The sequence below is a fragment of the Ralstonia pickettii genome, from assembly GCF_016466415.2.
In the GTDB taxonomy this organism is placed as follows: domain Bacteria; phylum Pseudomonadota; class Gammaproteobacteria; order Burkholderiales; family Burkholderiaceae; genus Ralstonia; species Ralstonia pickettii.
This window is the reverse complement of the sequence record NZ_CP066772.2, coordinates 1,297,516-1,324,204: the sequence shown is the minus strand read 5'-3', so window position 1 is coordinate 1,324,204 and position 26,689 is coordinate 1,297,516. Positions and strand designations below refer to the sequence as shown.

The following is a 26,689-nucleotide window of genomic DNA, read 5'->3' as shown; positions in this document are numbered from 1 at the left end:
TTGCGTTTGGCCTAGCCAAGACGAGCGTAAAAGTTCGGCTGTTCTTTAACAATATGGAATGTAGTAAAGGTGTCGCGGTGCGTTGATGAGGCGCACATATAAAACGCGACACTGGGTTGTGATTGTATCAACCAGTATTACCAGAGCAATCGATGAGATTGTCTTGGAATACGGCACAACGCGAGAACTCAGCCTATAGCGAGACATACTCGTTATAGGGTCAAGCGAATAAGTGCATGTGGTGGATGCCTTGGCGATTACAGGCGATGAAGGACGTAGTAGCCTGCGAAAAGCTGCGGGGAGCTGGCAAACGAGCTTTGATCCGCAGATATCCGAATGGGGAAACCCGGCCCGAATGGGTCATCCCTTGCTGAATACATAGGCAAGGGAAGCGAACGCAGTGAACTGAAACATCTAAGTAGCTGCAGGAACAGAAATCAACCGAGATTCCCAAAGTAGTGGCGAGCGAAATGGGATCAGCCTTGTACTCTTTAGCAGTATTGTTAGCAAAGCGGAATGGAAAGTCCGGCCATAGTGGGTGATAGCCCCGTATGCGAAAACAGTATTGTGGAACTAGGTGTACGACAAGTAGGGCGGGACACGTGAAATCCTGTCTGAAGATGGGGGGACCATCCTCCAAGGCTAAATACTCGTAATCGACCGATAGTGAACCAGTACCGTGAGGGAAAGGCGAAAAGAACCCCGGGAGGGGAGTGAAATAGATCCTGAAACCGCATGCATACAAACAGTCGGAGCCTGGAAACGGGTGACGGCGTACCTTTTGTATAATGGGTCAGCGACTTACATTCAGTGGCAAGCTTAACCGATTAGGGAAGGCGTAGCGAAAGCGAGTCCGAATAGGGCGTTCAGTCGCTGGGTGTAGACCCGAAACCAAGTGATCTATCCATGGCCAGGTTGAAGGTGCGGTAACACGTACTGGAGGACCGAACCCACTAACGTTGAAAAGTTAGGGGATGAGCTGTGGATAGGGGTGAAAGGCTAAACAAACTTGGAAATAGCTGGTTCTCTCCGAAAACTATTTAGGTAGTGCCTCGTGTCTCACCTTCGGGGGTAGAGCACTGTCATGGTTGGGGGGTCTATTGCTGATTACCCCGCCATAGCAAACTCCGAATACCGAAGAGTGCAATCACGGGAGACAGACATCGGGTGCTAACGTCCGGTGTCAAGAGGGAAACAACCCAGACCGCCAGCTAAGGTCCCTAAATATTGCTAAGTGGGAAACGAAGTGGGAAGGCTAAAACAGTCAGGAGGTTGGCTTAGAAGCAGCCACCCTTTAAAGAAAGCGTAATAGCTCACTGATCGAGTCGTCCTGCGCGGAAGATGTAACGGGGCTAAGCAATATACCGAAGCTGCGGATGCACGTAAGTGCATGGTAGGAGAGCGTTCTGTAAGCCTGTGAAGGTGTCTTGTAAAGGATGCTGGAGGTATCAGAAGTGCGAATGCTGACATGAGTAGCGATAAAGGGGGTGAAAGGCCCCCTCGCCGTAAGCCCAAGGTTTCCTACGCAACGTTCATCGGCGTAGGGTGAGTCGGCCCCTAAGGCGAGGCAGAGATGCGTAGCTGATGGGAAGCAGGTTAATATTCCTGCACCGTCGTATGATGCGATGGGGGGACGGATCGCGGAAGGTTGTCCGGGTGTTGGATGTCCCGGTCCCTGCATTGGAGATGGCACTTAGGCAAATCCGGGTGCGTGATTCAAGGGTGTGGGGCGAGCGACTTTAGGTCGCGAAGCAATTGGAAGTGGTTCCAAGAAAAGCCTCTAAGCTTCAGTCATACGAGACCGTACCGCAAACCGACACAGGTGGGCGAGATGAGTATTCTAAGGCGCTTGAGAGAACTCGGGAGAAGGAACTCGGCAAATTGGTACCGTAACTTCGGGATAAGGTACGCCCTTGTAGTTTGACTGGCTCGCGCCAGAAGGACGAAGGGGTTGCAATAAAATGGTGGCTGCGACTGTTTAATAAAAACACAGCACTCTGCAAACACGAAAGTGGACGTATAGGGTGTGACGCCTGCCCGGTGCCGGAAGATTAAATGATGGGGTGCAAGCTCTTGATTGAAGTCCCGGTAAACGGCGGCCGTAACTATAACGGTCCTAAGGTAGCGAAATTCCTTGTCGGGTAAGTTCCGACCTGCACGAATGGCGTAACGATGGCCACACTGTCTCCTCCCGAGACTCAGCGAAGTTGAAGTGTTTGTGATGATGCAATCTCCCCGCGGCTAGACGGAAAGACCCCATGAACCTTTACTGTAGCTTTGCATTGGACTTTGAACCGATCTGTGTAGGATAGGTGGGAGGCTTTGAAACCGGGACGCTAGTTTCGGTGGAGCCGTCCTTGAAATACCACCCTGGTTTGTTTGAGGTTCTAACCTTGGCCCGTGAATCCGGGTCGGGGACAGTGCATGGTAGGCAGTTTGACTGGGGCGGTCTCCTCCCAAAGTGTAACGGAGGAGTTCGAAGGTACGCTTGGTACGGTCGGACATCGTACCTAAAGTGCAATGGCAAAAGCGTGCTTAACTGCGAGACCGACAAGTCGAGCAGGTGCGAAAGCAGGACATAGTGATCCGGTGGTTCTGTATGGAAGGGCCATCGCTCAACGGATAAAAGGTACTCTGGGGATAACAGGCTGATACCGCCCAAGAGTTCATATCGACGGCGGTGTTTGGCACCTCGATGTCGGCTCATCTCATCCTGGGGCTGTAGCCGGTCCCAAGGGTATGGCTGTTCGCCATTTAAAGAGGTACGTGAGCTGGGTTTAAAACGTCGTGAGACAGTTTGGTCCCTATCTGCCGTGGGCGTTGGAATCTTGACGGGGGCTGCTCCTAGTACGAGAGGACCGGAGTGGACGTACCGCTGGTGTACCTGTTGTCTCGCCAGAGGCATCGCAGGGTAGCTATGTACGGAAGAGATAACCGCTGAAAGCATCTAAGCGGGAAACTTGCCTGAAGATGAGGATTCCCTGGAGACTTGATCTCCCTGAAGGGTCGTTCGAGACCAGGACGTTGATAGGCTGGGTGTGGAAGCGCAGTAATGCGTTCAGCTAACCAGTACTAATTGCCCGTGCGGCTTGATCCTATAACCGGTATGTTTCCGGCTGGGTCCGCCTTGTGCCTGATACACATCACTCACAACCCCAAATCTACATTCCCATATTGGTCGCGTTGACCCCGTCAACGTGGCAACAAGTCATAGCCTGGTGACCATAGCGAGTCGGTACCACCCCTTCCCATCCCGAACAGGACCGTGAAACGACTCCGCGCCGATGATAGTGCGGATTCCCGTGTGAAAGTAGGTCATCGCCAGGCTCTCCCATCAACACCCCAGCTCTCTCTGAGCTGGGGTGTTTGCTTTTAGGCGCTCAGATCCGATACCCAGCTTCCCCTGGCGCATCCGAGTCCCGGAGTCAGAGCCCAAACCTCCCAGCCAAATCTCATTTAAAAAGTGATCTTTACGCCAATTTTGTTGGCAAGGAAAGACCATCACTTTTCGCGATGTTCGGTTTGAATCACCTCAATGCTAGTGCTTGAGGTGGGTTATCGCTGTCTCGCGACACATTCGCAAAACTAGGCTGCGTTGAAGAAAAGTTGTGATACTGTATATTTATACAGTGTCCATCGGCTTGCCCTGGCGTCTCCATGTTTGCGTTGTCTCCGTCTCTTTCCGTCGCCGAAGATGTGGCGAAATGCCATGCCCCCGCCGTGCGCGAGGTGTCTAGGTTGCGTTCGCCCGCGCCGAAAGCCTCGACGGCGCCATTGCCGGAAACGCTGCATCCCGCATTGTGGAGTGCAGGCCGTCTGGCGCGAGGCGGCGGGCGCGTTCTGACCACTGGATATGATTTACTGAATGCCGAGTTGCCCGGTGGTGGCTGGCCCCTCGGCGGATTGACCGAACTGCTGTGTCCACAATCCGGTATTGGTGAATGCCGGTTGCTGCGCCCGACGTTGTCTACGCTGTGCGCGGGCGCAGGGCGCATCGCGCTGATTGCTCCACCGCATCTGCCGAATGCAGTGAGGCTGGTGGGCTGGGATTTCTCTCCTGAACAAATCGTATGGGTGCGGGCTGACAAGCCCGCTGACCTTCTGTGGGCAGCCGAGCAGGTTCTACGCAGCAAGGCTTTCGGCGGAGTACTGGTCTGGCTGAACCGGGCACGCCCAGGAGAGCTTCGCAGGCTGCAAGTGTTGGCCCAGGCTGGAGAGAGCGCCATCTGGTTGTTCCGGCCGGCCCAGGCGCAGCGTGAGTCGTCGCCGGCGGTACTGCGGCTGGGGCTGGAGCCGGCTGGCGCCGATGTGCTGTCCATCCTCTTCCACAAGCGGCGCGGGCCGTTGCGTGAATCTCCATTGCTGCTGCCGTTGGCGGATCCGATTCGGGCCGGTCGCGCTTCTGTGCGTCCGTTGCCTGTGCCGCCCGTCGAGCCGTTCATCATGGATCCGGCCACGGCGAAATTGCTGGCCGCGCTTTCGTCTCCTTCGTCTTCTGTGGCGTTCGACGCTTTGTCGGACGTTTTCGATCCAAACACTCCCGATCATGCCGTTCTGGATCGCAGTGCATCTGCCCTGTCTCCCTCTCGACGCGCTTCGACCCCGGTGGTCTGATCCGGCCGCGCTGCCTTTGCCGGTGGTGGTGTTGGAGCAGGAGCGCGTGGTGTCGGCCAACCGTTTGGCGATGCGCGAAGGCGTACATGCAGGCCTGCGGCGGGCGGGTGCCCAGGCGCTGGCGCCGCACGCTATACAGCTTGATCGTGACGTTGCGGCCGAGACGCGGTTGCTGCAATCGCTGGCGCTGGCGCTGCTGGCATTCACGCCGCACGTCACGTTGGGCGTGGCGGATGAGGCGACCGTGTTGTTGGAGGTGGAGGCCAGCTTGCGCCTGTTCGGTGGGCATCGCGCGCTGTGTCGGGCGGTGAGGTATTGCGCGTTTCGCTTGGGTGCCATGCCGCAGCTTGGCACCGGGCCGACGGCGCGCGGTGCGGCATGGCTTGCCAGTGCACAGCCGGCGCCGATACGTGGCCGGCGTCGCGCAGCAGCCCGTCAGGGGCGCGTGCGGAGGGCGGTGCGGCAGGAGAGGTTGTCGACGTTGCTTGATCAATTGCCGGTCGATGCGGTGGCGCGTCTTACACGGCCTGATTGGCTTGAGGGCCTCGGCTGCCGCACGCTGTCCGATTTGCGCGAGTTACCGCGTAGCGGATTGCGGCGGCGCTGCGGGCCGTTGCTGATGGATACGCTCGACGCGGCTTATGGCAACGGGCACGAGAGCTTCACGTGGTTCACCGCGCCGTTGTGCTTTGATGTGCCGTTGGAATTATCTGGCCGCATCGATAACGCGGAAGGTGTGCTGGCGGCCGCGGAGCAGTTGTTGTTGCAGCTGGTTGGCTGGCTGTCGGCGCTTCAGTTGGGCGCCAAGACGTACCGACTCACGCTGGAGCACGAACGCCGGCGCGGCCGGAGCAGTGAAGATGCCGCCTCCTCCACTCCGGTGGAGATCGCGCTGGCGCAGCCGGTTCGCACGCTGGCGCACTTGTCGCGGGTGCTGCACGAGCGCGTGCATCGGCTCACGCTGATCGCTCCGGTGGTCGAACTGCGTCTGACGGTGACCGACGCTACGCCGCTCGCGCCGCCTACGGAATCGCTGTTTCCCGAGCCCGGTGGTCGCGCTGAAGACGCTGCACGCCTGATCGACACGCTGATCGCTCGACTGGGTGCCGAGAACGTACTTCACCCGCAGCCGTGTGCCGACCATCGCCCCGAGCGCGCCAACCACTGGGTCGAGGTGAATGCCGCGACCACCGCGCAGAGCCGTGCCGCCGCGCGTCAGGCATTGGCGCAATGGCATGCGCAGCAGCCGGAGCGGCCGCTTTGGCTGCTGGAGAAACCGATCGCGCTGCTGACACGTCAGCATTATCCGTATTACCGAGGGCGGTTACGGCTGGTGTCGATGCCCGAGCGCATCGAATCCGGCTGGTGGGATGACGTCCTCATCAAGCGCGATTACTTCATCGCCGAAGGAGAAAAAGGCGAGCGTTACTGGGTATATCGCGAGCGCGTTTCCGCAAGCAAGGTCAATGCGGGAGATGAGGACGCTCGTTGGTATCTGCACGGCTTGTTCGGTTAAGCACGTCATGACTTCGGCCACGCCACCCCCCGTTCTGCCCGACTATGCAGAGTTGCATTGCATCAGCAACTTCACGTTCCTGACAGGCGCGTCGCACCCGAGCGAGCTGGTGGAGCGCGCCAAACTTTACGGTTATCAAGCGCTGGCGCTGACTGACGAATGCTCTGTAGCAGGCACCGCGCGGGCGCTTGTGGCTTCGAAGGAGCACGAACTGAAGCTCATCATCGGCAGTCGCTTCACGGTGCGCAATGCCGATGGCGAACCCTGGCTGCGGCTGGTGCTGCTGGCGCAGAACATCGAGGGTTACGGCAACCTGAGCGAAATCATCACGCACGCGCGGTTGGCCGCATCCAAGGGCGAATACCGCTTGCTGGCTGACGATTTGGCCTCGCCCCAAGGCGAACTCGCGCACCTGCGCGGCGCGCCCGATTGCCTGGCGATTCTGCTGCCTGATTACGATCCTGACCCGCAGCAACTGTTGGCTCAGGCGTGGTGGTGCCAACGCGTGTTCGGGGATCGGCTATCGATTGCGCTGGAGTTGCCGCTGCGGCACGCGGATGACCGCCATCGCGGTACGGTCTTGGCGGTGTCGGAACAGATCGATGTGCCCATGGTCGCGACCGGCGGTGTTCAGATGCACACGCGCCAACGCAAACCGCTGCACGACGTGCTGACCGCCATCCGTCTATCCAAGCCGCTTTCCGAGTGCGGTTTGGAACTTGCGCCCAGCGCTGAACAAGCAATGCGCACGCGCATGCAGCTCGCGTTCCTCTATCAAGGCGAGGGGGGCGAGAAGATCCTGCGTCGCACGGTGGAGCTGGCCGCGTTGTGCAATTTTTCTCTCGACGAAATCGAATACGAATATCCGAGCGAAGTCGTGCCGGAAGGCATGATGCCGGCGGAATACCTGCGCGCCGAAACGTTCGCTGGCGCCGCGCGACGCTATCCGAATGGTGTATCGGACAAGGTGCATGCGCAGATTGAGGAGGAACTCGGGCTGATTGCCGAGCTGGGTTACGAGCCGTTTTTCCTGACCGTCTATGACGTGGTGAAGTTCGCGCGCAACGAAGGGATTCTCTGCCAGGGGCGAGGTTCGGCGGCCAACTCGGCGGTGTGCTATTGCCTGGGGATTACCGAGGTGAACCCGGACAGCGGCAACACGCTGTTCGCACGCTTTCTTTCGCGTGCGCGCAATGAGCCGCCCGACATCGACGTCGATTTCGAGCATCAGCGTCGCGAAGAGGTCATCCAGTACATCTACAAAAAATACGGTGTGACACGTACAGCGCTGGCAGCAGCGCTCATCACTTACCGCACGCGTAGCGCACTGCGTGACGTCGGTCGCGCGTTGGGTATCGACCTGGGCATCGTCGAGCAGGTGGCCAAGGGGCAGGCGTGGTGGGATAGCCGTAAGGAATTTGCGCAGCGCGCAGGCCAGCAAGGTCTGGATCCGGAATCACCGTTGGTGCTGCGCTGGGCGCAACTGGTGGATCAGTTGCGTGGTTTTCCGCGCCATCTGTCGCAGCACGTGGGCGGGTTCGTGATTGCGCAGGGCAAGCTTTCGCGCCTGGTGCCGATCGAGAACGCCGCGATGGAAAACCGCCGCGTCATCCAGTGGGATAAAGACGATCTCGAATCGCTGCGCCTGCTGAAGGTGGACGTACTGGCGCTGGGCATGCTGACGGCCATTCGCCGCACGCTGGACATGGTCGATGCGTTGCCCGGGCGGCGCGAGCACTACGGCGCGACGGCCAAGCTCGCCATGCAGCACCTGCCCGATGACGATACCGAAACCTACGACATGATCTGCCGAGCCGAGACTATCGGCGTGTTCCAGATCGAATCGCGTGCGCAGCAATCGATGCTGCCGCGTCTGCGTCCGCGCGAGTATTACGACTTGGTGATCCAGGTGGCCATCGTACGGCCGGGGCCGATCCAGGGCGGCATGGTCCACCCGTATCTGCAGCGGCGCGAGGCAAAGCGCAATGGCAACACCGATTGCGTGACCTACCCCGGCCCCGAGGTGAAAGCCGTGCTCGAACGCACGCTGGGTGTGCCGATCTTCCAAGAGCAGGTGATGGAGATCGCCATGAAGGCCGGCGATTTCACTGCGGATGATGCTGACCGCCTGCGCCGCGACATGGCCGCCTGGAAGCGCAAGGGGAATCTCACGCAGCATCAGGAGCGCCTGGTGCATGCGATGGTCGTCAAGAGGCGCTACGACCCTGCTTTTGTCGAAGCGCTGTGCAAACAGATGGAAGGTTTTGCCGAATACGGCTTCCCTGAAAGCCACGCGGCAGGCTTTGCCAAGCTGGCTTACGTCAGCAGCTTCCTGAAATGTCACGAGCCGGCGGCGTTTTTTGCGGCGTTGCTCAACAGTCAGCCGATGGGGTTCTATTCACCGTCGCAACTGGTGCAGGAGGCGCGGCGCAGCCATGTGCGCGTGCTGCCGGCGGACGTGACGGCCAGCGTCTGGGACAGTACGCTGCATCCCCGCGCCGATGGCGAGACCGGTGAAGATGGCCTAGTGCAACCCGATATCCGGCTCGGGTTGAATCGCATTCGGGGCATGCGCAAGCCGGCTGCCGAGCGCATCGAAGCGGCTCGCGCCCAAGCGCCATTTACCAGCGTGGAGGATCTCGCCCATCGCGCTGCGCTCGACCGCCACGATCTGAACGTGCTGGCCGCAGCCAATGCGCTCAAGTCGCTGGCCGGCCACCGTCGTCAGGCGCTATGGCAAACGCTCGCACTGCAGGAGCCGGGCCGCGATCATGCGCTGCTGCGCCAGGCTCGTCCGGTGGAAGCGCCGCTGGAACTGCCTGCACCGCCCATAGGCGAAGAGGTGATGGCTGATTACGGCAGCCTTGGGTTGTCACTGCAGAGCCACCCGGTAGGGTTGCTGCGCGCACGACTCGACCGCATGCGTTTTGCCACCGCCGCCACGCTGGCCGGCTATCGCAACGGACAATTGGCGCGCGCTTGCGGCATTGTCACGGTGCGGCAGCGGCCGGGCACGGCCAAGGGCACGATCTTCGTTTCCATTGAAGACGAAACAGGCGCTATCAACGTCATCCTCTGGCCGCACTTGATCGAGCGTCAGCGACGCGAAGTGCTGAACGCCCAGTTGCTGGGCGTCTACGGTAAATGGCAATGTGAGCGCGAGACCCGACACCTTGTCGCCCAGCATCTGGTGGATCTGACCCCACTTCTGGGGCGCCTCGCCACTTCCAGCCGCGACTTCCATTAATTTCCTGTCCACCGGCAACTGACCGCCGCGTCACCTTCGGCACGGCAATTGCGTGATGAGAGGCACGCGCGCTCGCCCCACCGTGACGCAGGAGGCACAGGCGGTTCTCTCCCGCCGGGCACCCTCCGATTGGTGGTTAGGGCAAGCGCGGATCGACGAAACGCAATGCGGATGCAAGGATTTGCGCTTGAGGCGTCACAAACTTGGCCTGCCAAGCGAAGAAAACGGCATCTGTGAGGGAACTGACCCGCAAGCCGCCTTGTCACCATAAACAGGTTGATGAGATGCGCTTTCATCACGCGTCGATATTGGGTGCAGTCGAAATTACGTCTACTCTGTAGAAAACACATCACGGAGGCCGCCCCCAAAAACCTATGCAGCGGCGTGCATACATGACAGCCGCCGCCGTTGCCGTGCTGTGTATGACCGCGGACGAAGGTGCAGCCACCCGATCCGCATATTTTCAGCCCATCGTTCGGGTCCAGACCCGGCGGTGTTTCCCATCTCAGGTGCAGGAGCGAACAGATGGAACAGCCTTTCAAGCAGTTACACAGTCTGCGCAAGTCGCGCAAGCTCAAACAGGAAGATGTCGCCAAGATGGCTGGTATCTCTCGCGAAGCGTATCTGCGCGCGGAATCCGGTCGTGCCGATCCCCGCCTGTCGACGCTGATGGCCGTGGCGGGCGCGCTGGGGCTGGAGGTCGTTCTGGCGCCGCGAGAAGCCGTTGCCGAGATCGAGCGCGTGATTGCCAATCACCCGACGCAGCCAACGCAAGCGGGCGGCGGTGGGGCAGAAGCAGGCCACGAGCGCTCGGAGCAAGGCTCAATGGGCGGCACGGGCGGTGGTCATGGCCTGGCGGGCCAATACCGCGGGCCGGAGCGCCATCCGCAGTCGGCCTATCATCCGGGTGCCTCGCATAGCCAAGCCGGCCAGCAAGGCGCACCGCATGCTGGCAGCAGTGCAGAAGATCGCTCGCGCATGACGTCTTCGGACCGCCCAGGCGCTGGCGGCTCGTCGGGCGGCTCGGATCGTCCAGGCGGTTCGGGGTCCCGCGAGTCGTAAGCGGATCTTTCTATCACAGGCCGGGCGCGCAAGCGCCCGGCTTGCGATTGAGCGCAGGAGGCAGTCGCACTACAATCGGCCGGGCAAACCGCGCCGAGGATATGTGTGCGCGTTTGCGCCAACGTTTCCTTTTCTTTTCATATGAACGGCGATCCGCCACGCAACCAGATGGCGAAAGCCATGCCGCAACACCCGCCGTTCTGGCACCACCTCAAACAAGACGTTTTCTTCTGGTCGCTGCTGGCCATTTGCGGCGCGCTGACCCTGGTGGCGCCCAAGCGCATTGTTGAATATCCGGCGCTGATTGACTGGCACACCATTGCCGCATTGGCCGGCTTGCTCATCCTGACCAAGGCGGTTGAGGCCAGCGGCATGCTGCAGTTGCTCGGCCGGCGCCTCGTCGAGGTGGTTAGCAGCCAGCGTGTACTGGCACTCAGCCTAGTAGCGGCTTCGGCGGCGCTGTCCACCGTATTGACCAACGACGTGGCGTTGTTCGTGATCGTGCCGCTCACCGTCGGTTTGCGGCAGGTCGCCAGCTTGCCGGTGGCGCGGCTGGTGATATTCGAGGCGCTGGCGGTCAACGCGGGTTCTGCACTCACGCCGATCGGCAATCCGCAGAACCTTTTCCTGTGGCATCAATCGGGGCTGTCGTTTGGCGCATTTGTCTGGCAGATGGCGCCGATGGTCGTGCTGTTGATGGCCTTGCTGCTGCTGGTGACGTGGCTGGCCTTTGCCTCGCACGAAATCCATCTGCATGCCGAAACCGCCGACGTGGAATTGCACAAGCGCCTGCTGGTGCCGGCACTCGCGCTGTACGTGCCGTTTCTGGTGTTGACCGATCTGGGCCACCCCCTGGTGGCGGCGGCCGGATTGATCGTGCTGTACCTCATCGGTGCGCGCTATGTGCTGGCGCGGGTGGACTGGGGTCTGCTGCTCGTGTTCATGTTGATGTTCATTGACCTGCGGCTGGTGGCGCAGCTTGATGTTGTGCGGCAAGCGCTGGATGCGCTGGCGTTGAACAATCCAATGCATCTGTACTGGGCCGGCATTGGCGTGTCGCAGATCATCAGCAACGTGCCGGCGGCGATCCTGCTGGCCGAGTATTCGCATGACTGGCCTATGATCGCCTTTGCGGTCAGCGTGGGCGGTTTCGGCACGCTGATCGGGTCGCTGGCCAACCTGATTGCGTTGCGCATGCTGGGCGATCGCCGTGCCTGGTGGGTGTTTCACGCGTACTCGATGCCGTTTCTATTGGCTGCGGGGGGCATCGTGTACGCGTGGCTGATGTGGCTGCGTTAGGCGGGCACCGCATCCCAATCGGGCGAAAAGGCCGGTTGTACATGGCGCAACGTCTTCGGCAACGCGGCAATGGCGGCATGGTCCGTCATACAGGCGCAGGCGCAATGCATCGAGGCCGGATGAGCGTTTTGCGTTGTACGCGCTGTATCCGTCGCGTCGTTTCCTGCCGGTGAAGGTGCATGCGTTTATCGATTTTCGGCGTAGAAAACCTGCCTGCGGGCTAGCGCACAAAGCACTGCGGCCGCACTCGGCGGCCGCAGCGGATGAAGCAAAAAAACGTTAGACCTTCTTGGCCGCCATCACGGCTTCCGACACATTCCGCGGAGCTTCAGCGTAGTGCTTGAATTCCATCGTGTACGTCGCGCGGCCCTGGCTGAGCGAACGCAGGTTGGTGGAGTAGCCGAACATTTCAGCCAGCGGCACCTCGGCATGCACGACCTTGCCGCCGCCACCCGGAATGTCTTCCGTGCCTTGCACCATGCCGCGCCGTGACGAGAGATCGCCGATCACGTTGCCCATGTAGTCTTCCGGCGTTTCCACTTCTACGGCCATCATCGGCTCAAGCAGGATGGGACCGGCCTTGCGCATGGCCTCTTTGAAGGCCATCGAGCCAGCCATGCGGAACGCGTTTTCGTTCGAATCCACGTCGTGGTACGAGCCGAAGGTCAGCCGCACCTTCACGTCCACCACCGGGTAGCCCGCCAGCACGCCCGTGTTGAGCGTGTCACGGATGCCCTTGTCCACCGCCGGAATGAACTCACGCGGGATCACGCCGCCCTTGATCTCGTCGACGAACTCGTAGCCCTTGCCGTCGTTCGGCTCCAGCGTGATGACCGCGTGGCCGTACTGGCCGCGTCCGCCTGATTGCTTGACGAACTTGCCTTCGACGTCTTCAGCGGCCTTCTTGATGGTTTCGCGGTAAGCCACCTGCGGCTTGCCGACGGTCGCTTCCACGCCAAACTCGCGCTTCATGCGGTCGACCAGTATTTCCAGGTGCAGCTCGCCCATGCCCGAAATGATGGTCTGGCCGGATTCTTCGTCCGTCTTCACGCGGAACGACGGGTCTTCCTGCGCCAGTCGGTTCAGGGCGATGCCCATCTTCTCCTGGTCGGCCTTGGTCTTGGGCTCGACGGCCTGGCTGATGACGGGCTCCGGAAATTCCATGCGCTCCAGCACGATGACGTGCTCGGGGTCGCACAGCGTCTCGCCGGTCGTCACGTCTTTCAGGCCCACGGCGGCGGCGATGTCGCCGGCCAGCACTTCCTTGATCTCTTCGCGCTGGTTGGCGTGCATCTGCAGGATGCGGCCCAGGCGTTCCTTCTTCTGCTTGACCGAGTTGTAGACCGTGTCGCCCGAGTTGATCTTGCCCGAATACACGCGGAAGAACGCGAGCTGGCCGACGAACGGGTCGGTCATGATCTTGAAGGCCAGGGCGGCGAAGGGCTCGCTGTCGCTCGGGTGGCGCTCCAGCGGCTCGTCTTTCTCGCCGTGGCCTTCGATGGCGGGAATGTCCACTGGCGAGGGCAGGTAATCGACCACCGCATCGAGCATCGCCTGCACGCCCTTGTTCTTGAAGGCGGAGCCGCACAGCATCGGCTGGATTTCGCCGGCGATGGTGCGTTTGCGCAGGGCGCGCTTGATCTCTTCCTCGGTCAGCTCTTCTCCGCCGAGGTATTTGTTGAGCAGTTCTTCATCCGCCTCTGCGGCGGCTTCGACCATCTTTTCGCGCCATTCCTGCGCGATGGGCAGCAGCGCCGGGTCGATGTCGGTGTACTCGAACTTCACGCCCTGCGAGGCATCGTCCCACAGGATCTCTTTCATCTTGACGAGGTCGACCACGCCGCGAAAGCCGTCTTCGGCGCCAACGGGAATCTGGATCGGCACGGGGTTGCCCTTCAGTCGCTCGCGCATCTGGCGCTCAACGCGGAAGAAATCCGCGCCAATGCGGTCCATCTTGTTGACGAACGCGATGCGCGGCACCTTGTATTTGTTGGCCTGGCGCCAGACGGTTTCCGACTGCGGCTGCACGCCGCCCACCGAGTCGTAGACCATGCAGGCGCCATCCAGCACGCGCATGGAGCGTTCCACTTCGATGGTGAAATCGACGTGGCCCGGGGTGTCGATGATGTTGATGCGGTGCTCGGGGTAGTTGCCGGCCATGCCACGCCACATGCAGTGCGTGGCCGCCGACGTGATGGTGATGCCGCGCTCCTGCTCCTGCTCCATCCAGTCCATCGTGGCCGCGCCGTCATGCACCTCGCCTATCTTGTGATTGACCCCGGTGTAGAACAGGATGCGCTCGGTCGTGGTGGTTTTGCCGGCGTCGATGTGCGCCGAGATGCCGATGTTGCGATAGCGCTCGATGGGGGTCTGGCGGGGCATGATGTTTCTCTTCCGTTGAAGGACACTCGCATCGCCAACTCCGCACCATGCGAAGGGCGAATGTGCGAGTGGGAACACATTATAGGATCGGTCCTATCCCATCGCATGTAGGGGTATTGGATGAAATTTCACCCCTTTCACATCTCATATCCGAGCTGGTGGAGGCGCGAAAAATCCAGCACTTCGATTTCTCCGTAAGCCAGCTTGAGGATGCCGCGTGCCTCGAAATCCTTCAAAACCTGGTTCACGGTCTGACGCGACAGAGACAGCAATTGCGCAAGCTGCTCCTGTGGCACGTGCAGCACACGCCGCGTGCCCAGGCGCAGGTCGCCGTAGCCGTCCGCCATCAGTAGCAGGCGCCGCGCCACACGTACGGGGGCGGGCAGGAGCGCGGTTTCTTCCAGCACGATGAATGTCAGGCGCAGCTTGTGAGTCAGCAGCAGGGCAAATGCATGCAGCAGCGCGGGCGAGCCATCCAGCAAGGCGATCAGCGCCGCCTGCGGCATATGCAGCAACGTCGTATGGCCGTCGGCGCGGGCGTCATGCGTGCGGGGCTGGCGGTCGAACACGCCGATTTCGCCAAACCAGTTGACCGGTTCCAGCACGGCCAGCAGGGCTTCCCGCCCGTCTGCGCTGGTGGCGCCGATCCGGATCGTGCCTTCCACCACGCAGTACAGGCCGTCGGGCGCGTCGCCACGCTGGAAGAGAAGTTCCCCGGCCCCCAGGCGCCGGACGGCGGCAATGTCGATCAAGGCGTCCTGCAGGGCCGCGTCAAGCGTGCCGAACCAGCTGCTGGCGTGCAGCCGTTCGCGGAAGGAGCGGGCGTCCAGCGTGCCGGAGCTGGCGACGGGGTGGTCCATGGGGGCGGCTGAAGAGCGCTTCGGAAACGTCGAATGTGTCGGCTACGCGACAGAGCGGCATGCCGTGCACTGACTAGGATGAAATGATCATAACGAGCGTGCGGCAGGAGCGTCCATGCTGCAAACGCACAAAATCCGGAGGCCCTCATGCGCACCCTGTCTGACCATCTTTCCAACTACGCCGCTTACCACCAGGACGGCCGCAATATCGCCACGCACTTTGTCGGCATTCCGGCGATTGTGCTGGCGGTTGCGGTGTTGCTGTCGCGGCCCGTGCTGGCAGACCTGTCTGGCGTGGCCGTAACACCGGCACTGCTCGTGCTGGCGCTGGCGACGCTGTTCTACCTGCGTTTGGACGCGATGTTCGGCGTGGTGATGTTTGCGCTGATTGCCGTGTGCGTGTGGGCGGGCAACCACGTGGCCGCACATTCGACGGCGGCCTGGTTGTCAGTGGGCATCGGCCTGTTCGTGATCGGCTGGATCATCCAGTTTGTCGGCCACTACTACGAAGGACGTAAGCCGGCGTTCGTCGACGATCTGGCGGGCTTGGTGATTGGGCCGCTGTTCCTGGTGGCCGAGACAGCGTTTGCCCTGGGTTTGCGCGCGAAGCTGCGTGACGAGGTGGTCAGCCGCTCGCACGCCATGCGCGCCGCGATGGCGGTCAAGCACGCCACCGCCTGAGCTGCCAGCCCCAGGCTATTTCTAATTTCTATTCAGACTTCGCGGCCGGTTGAAAAACCGGTGCGCGATTCTGCATGCCGGCCAGCACCGCCTCGCGCTGATTGTCCGTGCCGATCAGCCGGTCCTGCTCGACCGACTCGGCCAGCAGAATGGCAGCGGTGTCGCCGTCTTCCGCAACTCGCATCAAGCGCTTGCCGGCGCGGATGGCGTCGGGGCTCTTCAGCGCAATGTCGCGCGCTGCCGCCAGCGCCGCCGCGCGCGGATCGTCCACAACGTGCGTCGCCAGCCCCAGGGCGAACGCTTCTTCGCCGTTGACGACACGACCGCTGTAGATCAGCTCGCGCAGCCGATCCGGGCGGACCAGGCCGCGCGTGAGCGCCATGCCGCCCATGTCGGGCACCAGACCCCATTTGATTTCCATGACCGACAGGCGCGTGTCGGCCGCTACGTAGCGCACGTCGGCGCCCAGCGCGATCTGCAGACCGCCGCCGTAAGCGACACCATGCACTGCAGCCAGCACCGGCACCGGCAGATCACGCCATACCGTGCAGGCGTACTGCGGCAGATTGGCTGCCCCATGCGTGCGCTTGGCAAGACGGCCGGCGCTGATGTCCGAACCCGCATCGTTGCTGCCCAGGCTCGCCATGCTTCCCATGTCGAGGCCCGCGCAGAAGGCGCGCCCCTCTCCGGACAGCACTACGGCGCGCAGATCGGCCTCGTTCATCAGGCGTTTACCAACGGTCACGAGCGCTTCGAACATGGCCGGGTCGATGGCGTTCATTTTCTCGGGGCGGTTGAGCCGGACTTCAGCCACGCCGGCGTCGATGCTGAGCAGGATGCGGTCAGTCATGAAGAGGTGTTCTGTGCGAGAGAGTCGAATCAATCGGGAGCGATGACCAATGCATCGCGCTTGTCCTTCACCTGTGCCCAGTGCGCATGATCTTGCAGAGGCGCTTGCACCTTCGTCAGGCGGGGCCAGTCGGCGCGGCGCGAGAGCTGTGCATTCAGTGCAATGAAGTCCTGCTGATCGGCCGGCACTTCGGCAGCCGGATAAATCGCGCCCACCGGGCACTCCGGCACGCAGATCGAGCAATCGATGCATTCATCCGGATCAATCACCAGAAAATTCGGACCGGCATGGAAGCAGTCCATGGGACAGACGGCGACGCAGTCGGTGTATTTGCATTGGATGCAGGATTCGGTGACTACATATGGCATTGCGGGCGAGGGTGGGGACCGGTTGGGAACTCGCCCGCAATTATGCGGCATCGGATCCAAAGAGGACGGTTTGCCCGTTTAACTCTTATATAAGATATAAGACATTTGACCGTCTGGGGTATTGCGATTAGAATCGCGCCCAAGCGGCGCCCGGAACACCTTCGGGATGCCCGAAAAGATTCCCCTGTAACGTCATCTCAGCAGGTCTTCCATGCTTGAAAACTATCGCGCTCACGTGGCCGCTCGCGCCGCGCTCGGTATTCCCCCGTTGCCGCTGACGGCTCAACAGACCGCCGAACTGGTCGAACTGCTGACCAATCCGCCCGCTGGCGAAGAACAGACCCTGGTCGACCTGATCACCCATCGTGTGCCCGCAGGCGTGGACGAAGCCGCCCGGGTGAAGGCCGGCTTCCTGGCCGCCGTGGCCAAGGGCGAGACCGGCTGCGCGCTGATTTCGCGTGCCCACGCCACGGAGCTGCTCGGCACGATGCTGGGCGGCTACAACATCCAGCCGCTGATCGAACTGCTGTCTGACGCCGAAGTGGGCGCGGCGGCCGCAGAAGCGCTGAAAAAGACGTTGCTGATGTTCGACCAGTTCCACGATGTAAAGGAACTCGCCGACAAGGGCAACGCGAACGCGCGCGCCGTGCTGCAGAGCTGGGCTGATGCCGAGTGGTTCACGAGCCGTCCGGAAGTGCCGCAAAGCCTGACCATCACCGTGTTCAAGGTCACGGGCGAAACCAACACCGACGATCTGTCGCCGGCACCGGACGCCACCACCCGCCCGGACATCCCGCTGCACGCCCTGGCGATGCTGAAGAACGCACGCCCCGGCATCACGCCGGAAGAAGACGGCAAGCGCGGCCCGGTCAAGTTCATCGAATCGCTGAAGGAGAAGGGTCACCTAGTCGCCTACGTGGGCGACGTGGTCGGCACCGGCTCCTCGCGCAAGTCGGCCACCAACTCGGTGCTGTGGTTCACGGGCGAGGACATTCCGTACGTTCCGAACAAGCGCTTCGGCGGCGTGTGCCTGGGCGGCAAGATCGCCCCGATCTTCTACAACACGATGGAAGATGCCGGCGCGCTGCCGATCGAACTCGACGTGTCGCAAATGAACATGGGCGACGTGGTTGAACTGCGCCCATACGAAGGCAAGGCACTGAAGGACGGCAAGGTCATCGCTGAATTCCAGGTCAAGTCCGACGTGCTGTTCGACGAAGTGCGCGCCGGCGGCCGCATTCCGCTGATCATCGGCCGCGGTCTGACCGCCAAGGCCCGTGAAGCGCTGGGCCTCGCACCGTCGACGCTGTTCCGCCTGCCGCACCAGCCGGCCGACAGCGGCAAGGGCTTCTCGCTGGCGCAGAAGATGGTCGGTCGCGCATGCGGCCTGCCGGAAGGCCAAGGCATCCGCCCGGGCACGTACTGCGAACCGAAGATGACGTCGGTGGGCTCGCAAGACACCACGGGCCCGATGACCCGCGACGAACTGAAGGACCTCGCCTGCCTCGGCTTCTCGGCCGACCTGGTGATGCAGTCGTTCTGCCACACCGCCGCGTATCCGAAGCCGGTGGACGTGAAGACGCACCAGACGCTGCCGAACTTCATCAGCACGCGCGGCGGTGTCGCGCTGCGCCCCGGCGACGGCGTGATCCACTCGTGGCTGAACCGCATGCTCCTGCCCGACACCGTCGGCACCGGCGGCGACTCGCACACGCGCTTCCCGATCGGCATCAGCTTCCCGGCGGGTTCGGGCCTGGTCGCCTTCGCGGCAGCCACCGGCACGATGCCGCTGGACATGCCGGAATCGGTGCTCGTCCGCTTCAAGGGCAAGATGCAGCCGGGCGTCACGCTGCGTGATCTGGTCAACGCGATTCCGCTGTACGCGATCAAGCAAGGCATGCTGACGGTCGCCAAGCAAGGCAAGAAGAATATTTTCTCGGGCCGCATCCTCGAAATCGAAGGCCTGCCTGACCTGAAGGTCGAGCAAGCGTTCGAGCTGTCGGATGCATCGGCTGAGCGTTCGGCCGCAGGTTGCACGGTGCACCTCAACAAAGAGCCGATCATCGAATACCTGAACAGCAACATCACGCTGCTCAAGTGGATGATCGCGCAGGGCTATCAGGATGCCCGCAGCCTCCAGCGCCGCATCAAGGCGATGGAAGCATGGCTGGCTGATCCGCAACTGCTGCAACCGGATGCCGACGCCGAATACGCTGCCGTCATCGAGATCGACCTGGCCGACATCCACGAGCCGATCGTCGCATGCCCGAACGACCCGGACGACGTGAAGACGCTGTCCGACGTGGCTGGCGCGAAGATCGACGAAGTGTTCATCGGCTCGTGCATGACCAACATCGGTCACTTCCGTGCCGCGTCGAAGCTGCTGGAAGGCAAGCGCGACATTCCGGTCAAGCTGTGGGTGGCGCCGCCGACCAAGATGGACCAGAAGCAGCTGACCGAAGAAGGTCACTACGGCGTGTTCGGCACGGCCGGTGCGCGTACCGAAATGCCGGGCTGCTCGCTGTGCATGGGTAACCAGGCACAGGTGCGCGAAGGTGCGACGGTCATGTCGACGTCGACGCGTAACTTCCCGAACCGTCTGGGCAAGAACACGAACGTGTACCTTGGCTCGGCGGAACTGGCGGCGATCTGCTCACGCCTGGGCAAGATCCCGACCAAGGACGAGTACATGGCCGACATGGGCGTGCTCACCGCGAACGGCGACAAGATCTACCAGTACATGAACTTCGACCAGATCGAAGACTTCAAGGAAGTGGCCGACACCGTGCAGATGTAAACGCGTTGTCGTGACTGCGTCGGGTCCTACCTGACATAGTGAAGTGCAAAGGCGCCGGGGGTGGAATGCCCCCGGCGCCTTTTGTTTTGATGCTTCGCCGGATTCTGCCGCTGGCGGGAACCCGAAAGGGCCCGGCTGCCTAAGCCGCGTGGTGTCAATGGATGATGATCGACACCGTGGAATACGCCGGCACCGTGATCGTCTCGCTGTACGTGCCGGCCTTCGTGCCGCGCGCCACCGGGAACTGACCGAAGCCTTGCAGCGTGGCCGGCACGGACGTCGGCATGGAGCGCTGGCTGCTATAGCTCGGGCCATTCAGCGCAGGGATCGAGAACCCGCTGTCCGTGCGAGCCGGATACGCGAAGCCCGACGGGCTGCCCGGCACCGGAAGCAGCGCGACCGCCGTGCCCCAGCGGCCCGTTGCATCGCCCAGGCCTGCACCGCCGCCGGCCTGGATGGCGTTGTTCAGTACCGAAGTCGAATCCGTCGACGAGAAGTTCTGCAGCAGATTCGTGTAGTACGGAATGCCGTACTGGCGCAGCAGGAAGCCGCCCAGACTGCCCGAAATCGGATACCCGGGGCACGACGACGACAGCGACGGATCGAACGCCGTCAGCGAGCAGTCGAACGCGCTTTGCAGCCAAGCCGGGAAGCGGCTGTCGCGCACGTTGTTGAAGCCCGGATCGATCTGGCTGGAGAGCACGTCTTCCATTGTCATTGCCGTCATTTCTTCCAGCCACGTGCCATACATGTACTGCGAGCCGTGCAGCACGCCGCGCTGATAGAAGTTGGCCATGTGCGTGAATTCATGGCCGAGCGTCGAGATGACGGTGTTCAGACCGTCGTTGCCGCCCAGGTAGATGGTTTCCGAATCCACATAGAGCGACAGGGACTGGTTCGACAGCGGCTGCGAGCTGGTGGTGAAGTTGTTGCGCGCCCAGAAGTAGCCCACGCGGCCGTAGGCCTGGCCGTCGGGCTGGATGTTCAGCACCACGATGTCGAGCGCCTGGTTCGGATCGATCAGGCTGGCTGAGCTGGAGTAGCTACCCCACGGCTGGCCGACCAGCGAAGTGGCCAGCGTATAGACCGACTGCGTGCCCGAAGCGAACTTGGTGATGAGCGTGTTGATGATGCCGTCGCTGATCTTGCTGGAGCCGTATTCGGCGTTTTCCACCCACAGGTTGACGATGCGCCCGTCGGTGGCCGTGGCTTGCTGGCGCAGCGTGGCCGTGCGCACGGTGGCGGTGCCGTCCGGCTGCTGGTGGTTCCACGTGCGCTGTGTGCCGACGCTGGCCACCGACTGCGGGCGCAGCACCGTATTGTTGGAGGCGCCTTGCGTCTTGAGCGGGCCGGCGCCGGTGGCATAGCCGTCCAGCGCATGGATGTTGAAATCCGAAAGCTGCCGGTCGAACGCGGCGTTGGCGTCATTGCCTGCCACGTCGGCGGCAGTCTTGGGAACCGGCGTGCCGGTGGCGTTCAGCAGCCCCACGCCCGAGAGCGAGACGGACGGCATCGGCTGCGCCGCCGCACTCTGGTTGGTGTAGACGAGCGTCACGCTCTGGCCCGTGAGCCCCGCGATCGACACCGGAACCGTGCCGGCCGATCCGCCCGTGTTGGTCGCTTGCCACACGCCCACACCCGAGCCGGCGTAGGTATTGCCCAGTGCCCCGCAGTTTGACCCGCTGCATGCCGGTGCCACGGTGATATTGGCGGACGAGCTTTGCGTGGCTGCCGGGGTGGCCCCCGAACTGCCGCCACCGCCGCCTCCGCCACAAGCGGCCAGGGCGCCCGCTGCTGCCACCATCATCACGATGGTCCATTGCTTTGTGCCGCGTACGTTGTTGCTGCTGCGTTTCATCCACTTCTCTCCAAATCCGCAAATACCCGAATGCCCGAATGCCTGCGCGAGCGCGGCTCGTGACCGCCCAGACGCAACACGCGGACGGATTCTCAAGGTGAAGTGGCGGATTCGATCCGTGGAAATGACGGCTTCACAGCCCTCAATTCCCCCCAATGTGGGGGTGCGCAAAGTTTGCGTTGTCGAAAAGGTTGAAAAAGTCGTAGCTGCGGGATGTAGAAGCAGAAAACGGAGGAGGGCACTCGAAGCCACTCTGGCAACTGGGCCCGTCCGCTAGAATGAGCCGCCTGCTTATTCACCGCGCCATCCAGGCGCTCAATACGTCACCCGCTGATGCTCGTCGCGCAGCTCAAATCGTTCTTCATGGTCGCCCGCCTGGGCAGCATTACGCTGGCAGCCAAGCAGCTCGGCCTGTCGCAGCCGACCGTGACTTCGCAGATCCGCGCCCTGGAAGAGGCCTATGGCGTGGAGCTGTTCTACCGTGGCGGGCGACGGCTGACCCTGTCGGATGCCGGCGTGCGGCTGATGCCGCTGGTGGACCAGCTTGTGCGCCAGGAAACCGAGATCGATTTCTTCCTGCGCAACTCCGGCGATATGGGCTCGGGGCACCTGCGCATCGGCGCGACGGCGCCGTATTACGTGCTCGACATCGTGGATCGCTTCTGCAAGAGCCATCCCGGCATCGACGTGAGCATCGAAGCCGGCAATTCGGTGCAGATGCTCGAAGCGCTGCAGGAGTACCGCGTTGACGTGGCGTCGTCGTCGCAGCGCGTGGACGACGCGCGCTTTCTGCGCATTGAACTGGCACGCGATCCGCTGGTGCTGGTGGTGCATCGCAACCACGCGCTGGCCGACCGGACGAGCGTGCCAGTCAGCGCACTGTCGCAATGCCGGCTGCTGGTGCGCGAAGTGGGCTCGACCACCCGCGCCATGACCGAAACGATGATGGCTCAGGCAGGCGTCACGCCGGCTTCCACGGTGGAGATCGGCAGCCGGGAATCCATCCGCGAGGCCATCATGCGCAATCTGGGCGTGAGCGTCATCGCCCGCCAGGAAGTGCCGAGCCACGCGGATCTGCGTGTGCTGCCGTTCGAAGGCGGTGCGCCGGAGCTGAGCGAATACTTGTACTGCCTGCAGGATCGGCGCGAGGCGCGGTTGATTGCGGCCTTCCTGAGCGAAGTCCGGCCGGTTTCTTCATAGACCGGACCAAAATCCGGAAATGCGCGCATTGGCGTTTTTGGGGTAACTGCCACAAGGGGTACATGTCGGCTGGCTACAGTGACGACCGTTTTTGCCACTGTCCGCGCCCCCGTGCCCCTACCTCAGCCTGTCACCAGCCCGACCTCGGGTTCCGCCGCGCCGTTCCTTTCCGTGCGACACGTCTCGCGCCGCTTTGGCGCGTTCACGGCACTCGACGGTGTGTCGCTGGATGTTGCGCAGGGCGAATTCGTCTGCCTGCTGGGCCCCTCGGGCTGCGGCAAGACGACCCTGCTGCGCATCATTGCCGGGCTCGAGGCGCACGACGGCGGCCAGATCGTCGCCGGTGGCCGCGATATCTCCAACCTGCCGCCGCGCGAGCGCGACTACGGCATCGTCTTCCAGTCGTACGCGCTGTTTCCCAACCTGACGGTCGCGCAGAACGTCGGTTACGGGCTGGACACCAGCAACGGCAACCGTGCGCGCATGCAGGCGCGTGTCTCCGAGATGCTGGCCCTGGTCGGCCTGGCCGGCAGCGAGGCGAAATACCCGTCGCAGCTGTCGGGCGGTCAGCAGCAGCGCGTGGCACTGGCCCGCGCGCTGGCGCCCGCACCGTCCTTGTTGCTGCTGGACGAGCCGATGTCGGCGCTGGACGCCCAGGTGCGCGAACACCTGCGCATCGAGCTGCGCCGCCTGCAGCGCAAGCTGAACGTGACCACGCTGATGGTCACGCATGACCAGGACGAGGCCATGGCGATGGCCGATCGCATCGCCGTCATGTCGAACGGCCGCATTGAGCAGACCGGGTCGCCGACGGAGATCTATTCGCGCCCGGCCACCGCGTTTGTCGCCGGTTTTGTCGGCCAGGCCAACTGGCTGCCGCTGGAGCGCGCGGAAGACGGCTCGCCCACGCTGGCCGGCCAGCCGTTGCTGCTGGATCCGGCTTTCGCAGACAGCACATCGGCGCCGGGCCGCCTGTTCTGCCGCCCCGAAGCCGTCACGCTGCACCCCGACGACGACGCCCCCAACCGCCATCTCGCCCGCGTGGTCGACCAGATCTACCTTGGCAGCCGCACGCGCGTAACGCTGTCGATCGATGGCCTGGCCGATGCACCGCTGGTGGCCGAAGTGGCATCGAGCGCGCTGCAAGCCGGCCGCAACGGCCTGGGCGACAGCAAGCTCTGGATCGCCCTGGAGCGCGACGGCCTGCGCGTGTATGCCTGAGGCCACGATGTCGATGCTGCCCCCCGAGACCAACGTGGTTGCGGCCACGCAATCCGAACCGGTTCGCGCTGCGGGCCGGCCGTTCTGGCGTACCGATGCGCCGGTGCTCACCGGCATGAAGCTCGGCTGGCTGCTGTTGCTGACCATCGGCTTGCTGTTGCCCACGGCGATGATGCTGTTGCAGGCCACGGGCCTTGTCGCCAGCGCCCGCAGCACAGACGAGCATGGCCTCGCGCTGGTTGCCCACGTGGTGCAGCGGCCGAATTTCCTGGCCATGGTGGGGCGCACGCTCGCCGTATCCAGCGCCGTGGCCGCCATTGTGGTGCCGCTGGCGTTTGCCCTGGCGTATGCGGTGCAGCGCACGCGCATGCCGTTGCGCGGCACGCTGCGCACGCTGGCGATGCTGCCGCTGTTTGCGCCGTCGCTGCTGCCGGGCATTGCGCTGGTCTACCTGTTCGGCAACCAGGGCCTGTTCAAGGCATGGATGAACGGCAGCAACATCTACGGCTTCTGGGGCATCGTGCTCGGCGAGGTGTTTTATACCTTTCCGTATGCGTTGATGCTGCTGCTGGCGACGCTCACGCTGGCGGACGGCCGGCTGTATGACGCCGCCCGAGCCATGGGCGCAAGCCCGTGGCGCACGTTCCGCACGGTCACGCTGCCCGGCGCGCGCTACGGCTTGTTTGGCGCCTTTGCGCTGGTCTTCACGCTGGTCGCGACCGACTTTGGCGTGCCGACCGTGGTGGGCGGCAGCTACCAGGTGTTGGCTGTGGAAGCCTACAAGGCCGTGGTGGGGCAGCAGCAGTTTGCGCGCGGTGCCGTGATCGGCCTGATGCTGCTGCTGCCGGCGCTGCTGACCTTTGCAGTAGAGCGCCTCGTGCAGCGTCGCCAGCACGCCGCGCTGGCCAGCCGCGCGCAGCCCTATCATCCGCAGCCTGATCGCCTGCGTGACGGACTTTTCCTCTTGCTGAGCGTGCTGGTGGTCGGCGGAATTCTGCTGATGCTTGCCACAGCCGTCGGGGCATCGCTGGTGAAGCTCTGGCCGTACAACCTCGAACTGTCGCTGCGCAACTACGACTTCGACAATATGGACGGCGGCGGCTGGCTCGCATATCGCAACAGCCTGAAGCTGGCCGCGCTGACGACCTTGTTCGGTACCGCACTGATCTTCACCGGCGCATGGCTGGTCGAAAAGACGCGCGCCGCAGGATGGCTGCAATCGGGGCTGCATTCGGCCATCCGGTTTGCCGTGCTACTGCCGATGGCGGTGCCCGGCCTCGTGCTCGGTCTGGGCTACGTGTTTTTCTTCAACCATCCGGCCAATCCGCTCAACGGCCTGTATGGCGGCATGGCGCTGATGGTGCTCTGCACGATCATGCACTGCGCCACGGCGGCGCACCTCACGTCGGTGGCGTCGCTGGGGCAACTCGATCCGGTATTCGAGGCGGTGTCGGCCTCGCTCAAGGTGTCGGCGCTGCGCACTTACTGGCGAGTGACGCTGCCGATGTGCCTGCCGGCCGTGCTGTCGTGCGCGCGCTATCTGTTCGTGTCGGCCATGACCACTGTGTCGGCGGTGATCTTCCTCTACAGCCCGGACACCGTCCTCGCCTCCGTGGCCGTGCTGAACATGGACGACGCCGGCGACATCGGCCCTGCGGCGGCCATGTCCACTCTCATTCTCGTCACGTCGATCGTCGTATCGCTGCTGCTGGAGCTGGCCATGCGCGGCGTCGTGCGCCGCACGCAGGCTTGGCGCACGGCGACGCATTGAATTCGTAGTCTGTAACAGCAATAAAGCAGAAAGGAAGCAAGCACATGGGTGATTCCTCCCCAATCACGACGCGCCAGGCAGGCGCAGACCGCCTCAACCCCGGCGGCACGCCGTTGCGCCTGGAAGCCGCCGTGCTCGACTGGGCCGGCACCGTGGTGGACTTTGGCTCGTTTGCGCCCACGCAGATCTTCGTCGAAGCGTTTGCCGAGTTTGGCGTCGCCATCACGTTGGACGAAGCCCGCGGCCCGATGGGCCTGGGCAAGTGGGACCACATCCGCACGCTGTGCAACGACGGCGCCATCGCCGCGCGTTTCTCGCTCGCGCATGGCCGCATGCCCACCGATGACGATGTCACGGCTATCTACAACCGCTTCATGCCGTTGCAGATCGAAAAGGTCGGCGCGCATTCCGCCATGATTCCGGGCGCACTGGACACCGTCGCCGCGCTGCGCGAAGCGGGTTTGAAGATCGGCACGTGCTCCGGTTACCCGCGCGTGGTGATGGACCGCGTGATCGATCTGGCTGCCAAGGCCGGCTATACGCCCGACTGCGTGGTTGCTTGCGACGAAGTGCCCCGCGCCCGCCCATGGCCCGCGCAGGCACTGCGCTGCGTGGTCGACCTTGCGATTGGCGATGTGGCCGCCTGCGTGAAGGTCGACGACACCGTGCCCGGCATCGAAGAGGGCCGCCGCGCCGGCATGTGGACCGTTGCGCTGCTGATGTCGGGCAACGCGCTTGGCCTGCCGTACGAGCAGTACACCGCGCTGTCTGCGGACGAGCGTGCGCGCCATCGCGTTGCCATCTCCGCCGGCTTTGCCGCCTGCCGCCCGCATTACGAGATCGACACGATTGCCGATCTGCCCGAAGTCGTGGCCGACATCAACCGCCGCCTCGCGCGCGGTGAGCGCCCGCAGTGCATTTGAGTTTGTTGTCCTGTTTGTTGTCTTGTCCCCTGCATCACAC

At 62.7% G+C, this 26,689-nt stretch carries 16 protein-coding genes and 2 rRNA genes; 13 read left to right on the top strand and 5 right to left on the bottom strand.

Going from position 1 to position 26,689, the window contains the following annotated elements; genetic code table 11:
• Nucleotides 1-218 precede the first annotated feature (218 nt).
• The 7 genes from RP6297_RS22115 to RP6297_RS22085 all read left to right on the top strand — a co-directional run bounded on the left by RP6297_RS22115 (nt 219) and on the right by RP6297_RS22085 (nt 11,738).
• Nucleotides 219-3,097, top strand: a 23S ribosomal RNA gene (locus RP6297_RS22115).
• 117 nt (nt 3,098-3,214) lie between these two features.
• Nucleotides 3,215-3,327: ribosomal RNA gene (gene rrf / locus RP6297_RS22110) — 5S ribosomal RNA — on the top strand.
• A 330-nt stretch (nt 3,328-3,657) separates the two neighbouring features.
• Nucleotides 3,658-4,614: a translesion DNA synthesis-associated protein ImuA gene (imuA, locus tag RP6297_RS22105; RefSeq protein WP_009277650.1), complete on the top strand. Its 957-nt coding sequence runs from the start codon at nt 3,658-3,660 to the stop codon at nt 4,612-4,614.
• On the top strand, nt 4,547-6,130 hold the full coding sequence (locus RP6297_RS22100) for a Y-family DNA polymerase (protein WP_009241872.1): 1,584 nt from the start codon (nt 4,547-4,549) through the stop codon (nt 6,128-6,130). The genes imuA and RP6297_RS22100 overlap by 68 nt, the downstream gene beginning before the upstream one ends.
• A 7-nt stretch (nt 6,131-6,137) precedes the next feature.
• Nucleotides 6,138-9,377 carry an error-prone DNA polymerase gene (locus tag RP6297_RS22095; protein WP_009241871.1) on the top strand — a complete coding sequence of 1,080 codons (3,240 nt, stop codon included), beginning with the start codon at nt 6,138-6,140 and terminating at the stop codon, nt 9,375-9,377.
• A 525-nt stretch (nt 9,378-9,902) separates the two neighbouring features.
• A complete protein-coding gene (locus RP6297_RS22090) occupies nt 9,903-10,439 on the top strand; it encodes a helix-turn-helix domain-containing protein (RefSeq protein ID WP_009241870.1) in 537 nt (178 codons plus the stop codon).
• 141 nt (nt 10,440-10,580) lie between these two features.
• Nucleotides 10,581-11,738: an SLC13 family permease gene (locus RP6297_RS22085; protein ID WP_009241869.1), complete on the top strand. Its 1,158-nt coding sequence runs from the start codon at nt 10,581-10,583 to the stop codon at nt 11,736-11,738.
• Nucleotides 11,739-12,017: 279 nt separating this feature from the next.
• On the opposite strand, the gene fusA is transcribed toward RP6297_RS22085, so the two are convergent.
• Nucleotides 12,018-14,120 (bottom strand): elongation factor G, encoded by a 2,103-nt coding sequence (gene fusA, locus RP6297_RS22080; RefSeq protein WP_009241868.1) that lies wholly within the window; start codon nt 14,118-14,120, stop codon nt 12,018-12,020.
• Nucleotides 14,121-14,257: 137 nt separating this feature from the next.
• On the bottom strand, nt 14,258-14,980 hold the full coding sequence (locus RP6297_RS22075; protein WP_009241867.1) for a Crp/Fnr family transcriptional regulator: 723 nt from the start codon (nt 14,978-14,980) through the stop codon (nt 14,258-14,260).
• 147 nt (nt 14,981-15,127) lie between these two features.
• Here RP6297_RS22075 and RP6297_RS22070 point away from each other — a divergent pair, with 147 nt between their 5' ends.
• A complete protein-coding gene (locus RP6297_RS22070; protein WP_009241866.1) occupies nt 15,128-15,661 on the top strand; it encodes an Mpo1 family 2-hydroxy fatty acid dioxygenase in 534 nt (177 codons plus the stop codon).
• A gap of 28 nt (nt 15,662-15,689) precedes the next feature.
• Here the strand turns inward: RP6297_RS22070 and RP6297_RS22065 are convergent, their stop codons facing one another.
• A complete protein-coding gene (locus RP6297_RS22065; RefSeq protein ID WP_009241865.1) occupies nt 15,690-16,511 on the bottom strand; it encodes a crotonase/enoyl-CoA hydratase family protein in 822 nt (273 codons plus the stop codon).
• 29 nt (nt 16,512-16,540) lie between these two features.
• On the bottom strand, nt 16,541-16,879 hold the full coding sequence (gene fdxA, locus RP6297_RS22060) for a ferredoxin FdxA (RefSeq protein ID WP_009241864.1): 339 nt from the start codon (nt 16,877-16,879) through the stop codon (nt 16,541-16,543).
• 211 nt (nt 16,880-17,090) lie between these two features.
• Here fdxA and acnB point away from each other — a divergent pair, with 211 nt between their 5' ends.
• Nucleotides 17,091-19,676: a bifunctional aconitate hydratase 2/2-methylisocitrate dehydratase gene (gene acnB / locus RP6297_RS22055; protein ID WP_009241863.1), complete on the top strand. Its 2,586-nt coding sequence runs from the start codon at nt 17,091-17,093 to the stop codon at nt 19,674-19,676.
• 154 nt (nt 19,677-19,830) lie between these two features.
• Here acnB and RP6297_RS22050 read toward each other — a convergent pair whose 3' ends face one another.
• A complete protein-coding gene (locus RP6297_RS22050; protein ID WP_009241862.1) occupies nt 19,831-21,534 on the bottom strand; it encodes a M30 family zinc metallopeptidase in 1,704 nt (567 codons plus the stop codon).
• Between the two features lie 333 nt (nt 21,535-21,867).
• Here RP6297_RS22050 and RP6297_RS22045 point away from each other — a divergent pair, with 333 nt between their 5' ends.
• The 4 genes from RP6297_RS22045 (at nt 21,868) to phnX (ending at nt 26,649) form a co-directional block, all read left to right on the top strand.
• Entirely contained in the window at nt 21,868-22,734 is an 867-nt protein-coding gene (locus RP6297_RS22045; protein WP_009241861.1) for a LysR family transcriptional regulator, read from the top strand.
• A gap of 78 nt (nt 22,735-22,812) precedes the next feature.
• The gene (locus RP6297_RS22040; protein WP_009241860.1) at nt 22,813-23,955 is read left to right on the top strand and encodes a putative 2-aminoethylphosphonate ABC transporter ATP-binding protein; all 1,143 of its coding nucleotides are present in this window, start codon (nt 22,813-22,815) and stop codon (nt 23,953-23,955) included.
• A 7-nt stretch (nt 23,956-23,962) separates the two neighbouring features.
• Entirely contained in the window at nt 23,963-25,726 is a 1,764-nt protein-coding gene (locus RP6297_RS22035) for a putative 2-aminoethylphosphonate ABC transporter permease subunit (RefSeq protein ID WP_009241859.1), read from the top strand.
• A gap of 44 nt (nt 25,727-25,770) precedes the next feature.
• The gene (gene phnX, locus RP6297_RS22030; RefSeq protein WP_009241858.1) at nt 25,771-26,649 is read left to right on the top strand and encodes a phosphonoacetaldehyde hydrolase; all 879 of its coding nucleotides are present in this window, start codon (nt 25,771-25,773) and stop codon (nt 26,647-26,649) included.
• Nucleotides 26,650-26,689: the final 40 nt, after the last annotated feature.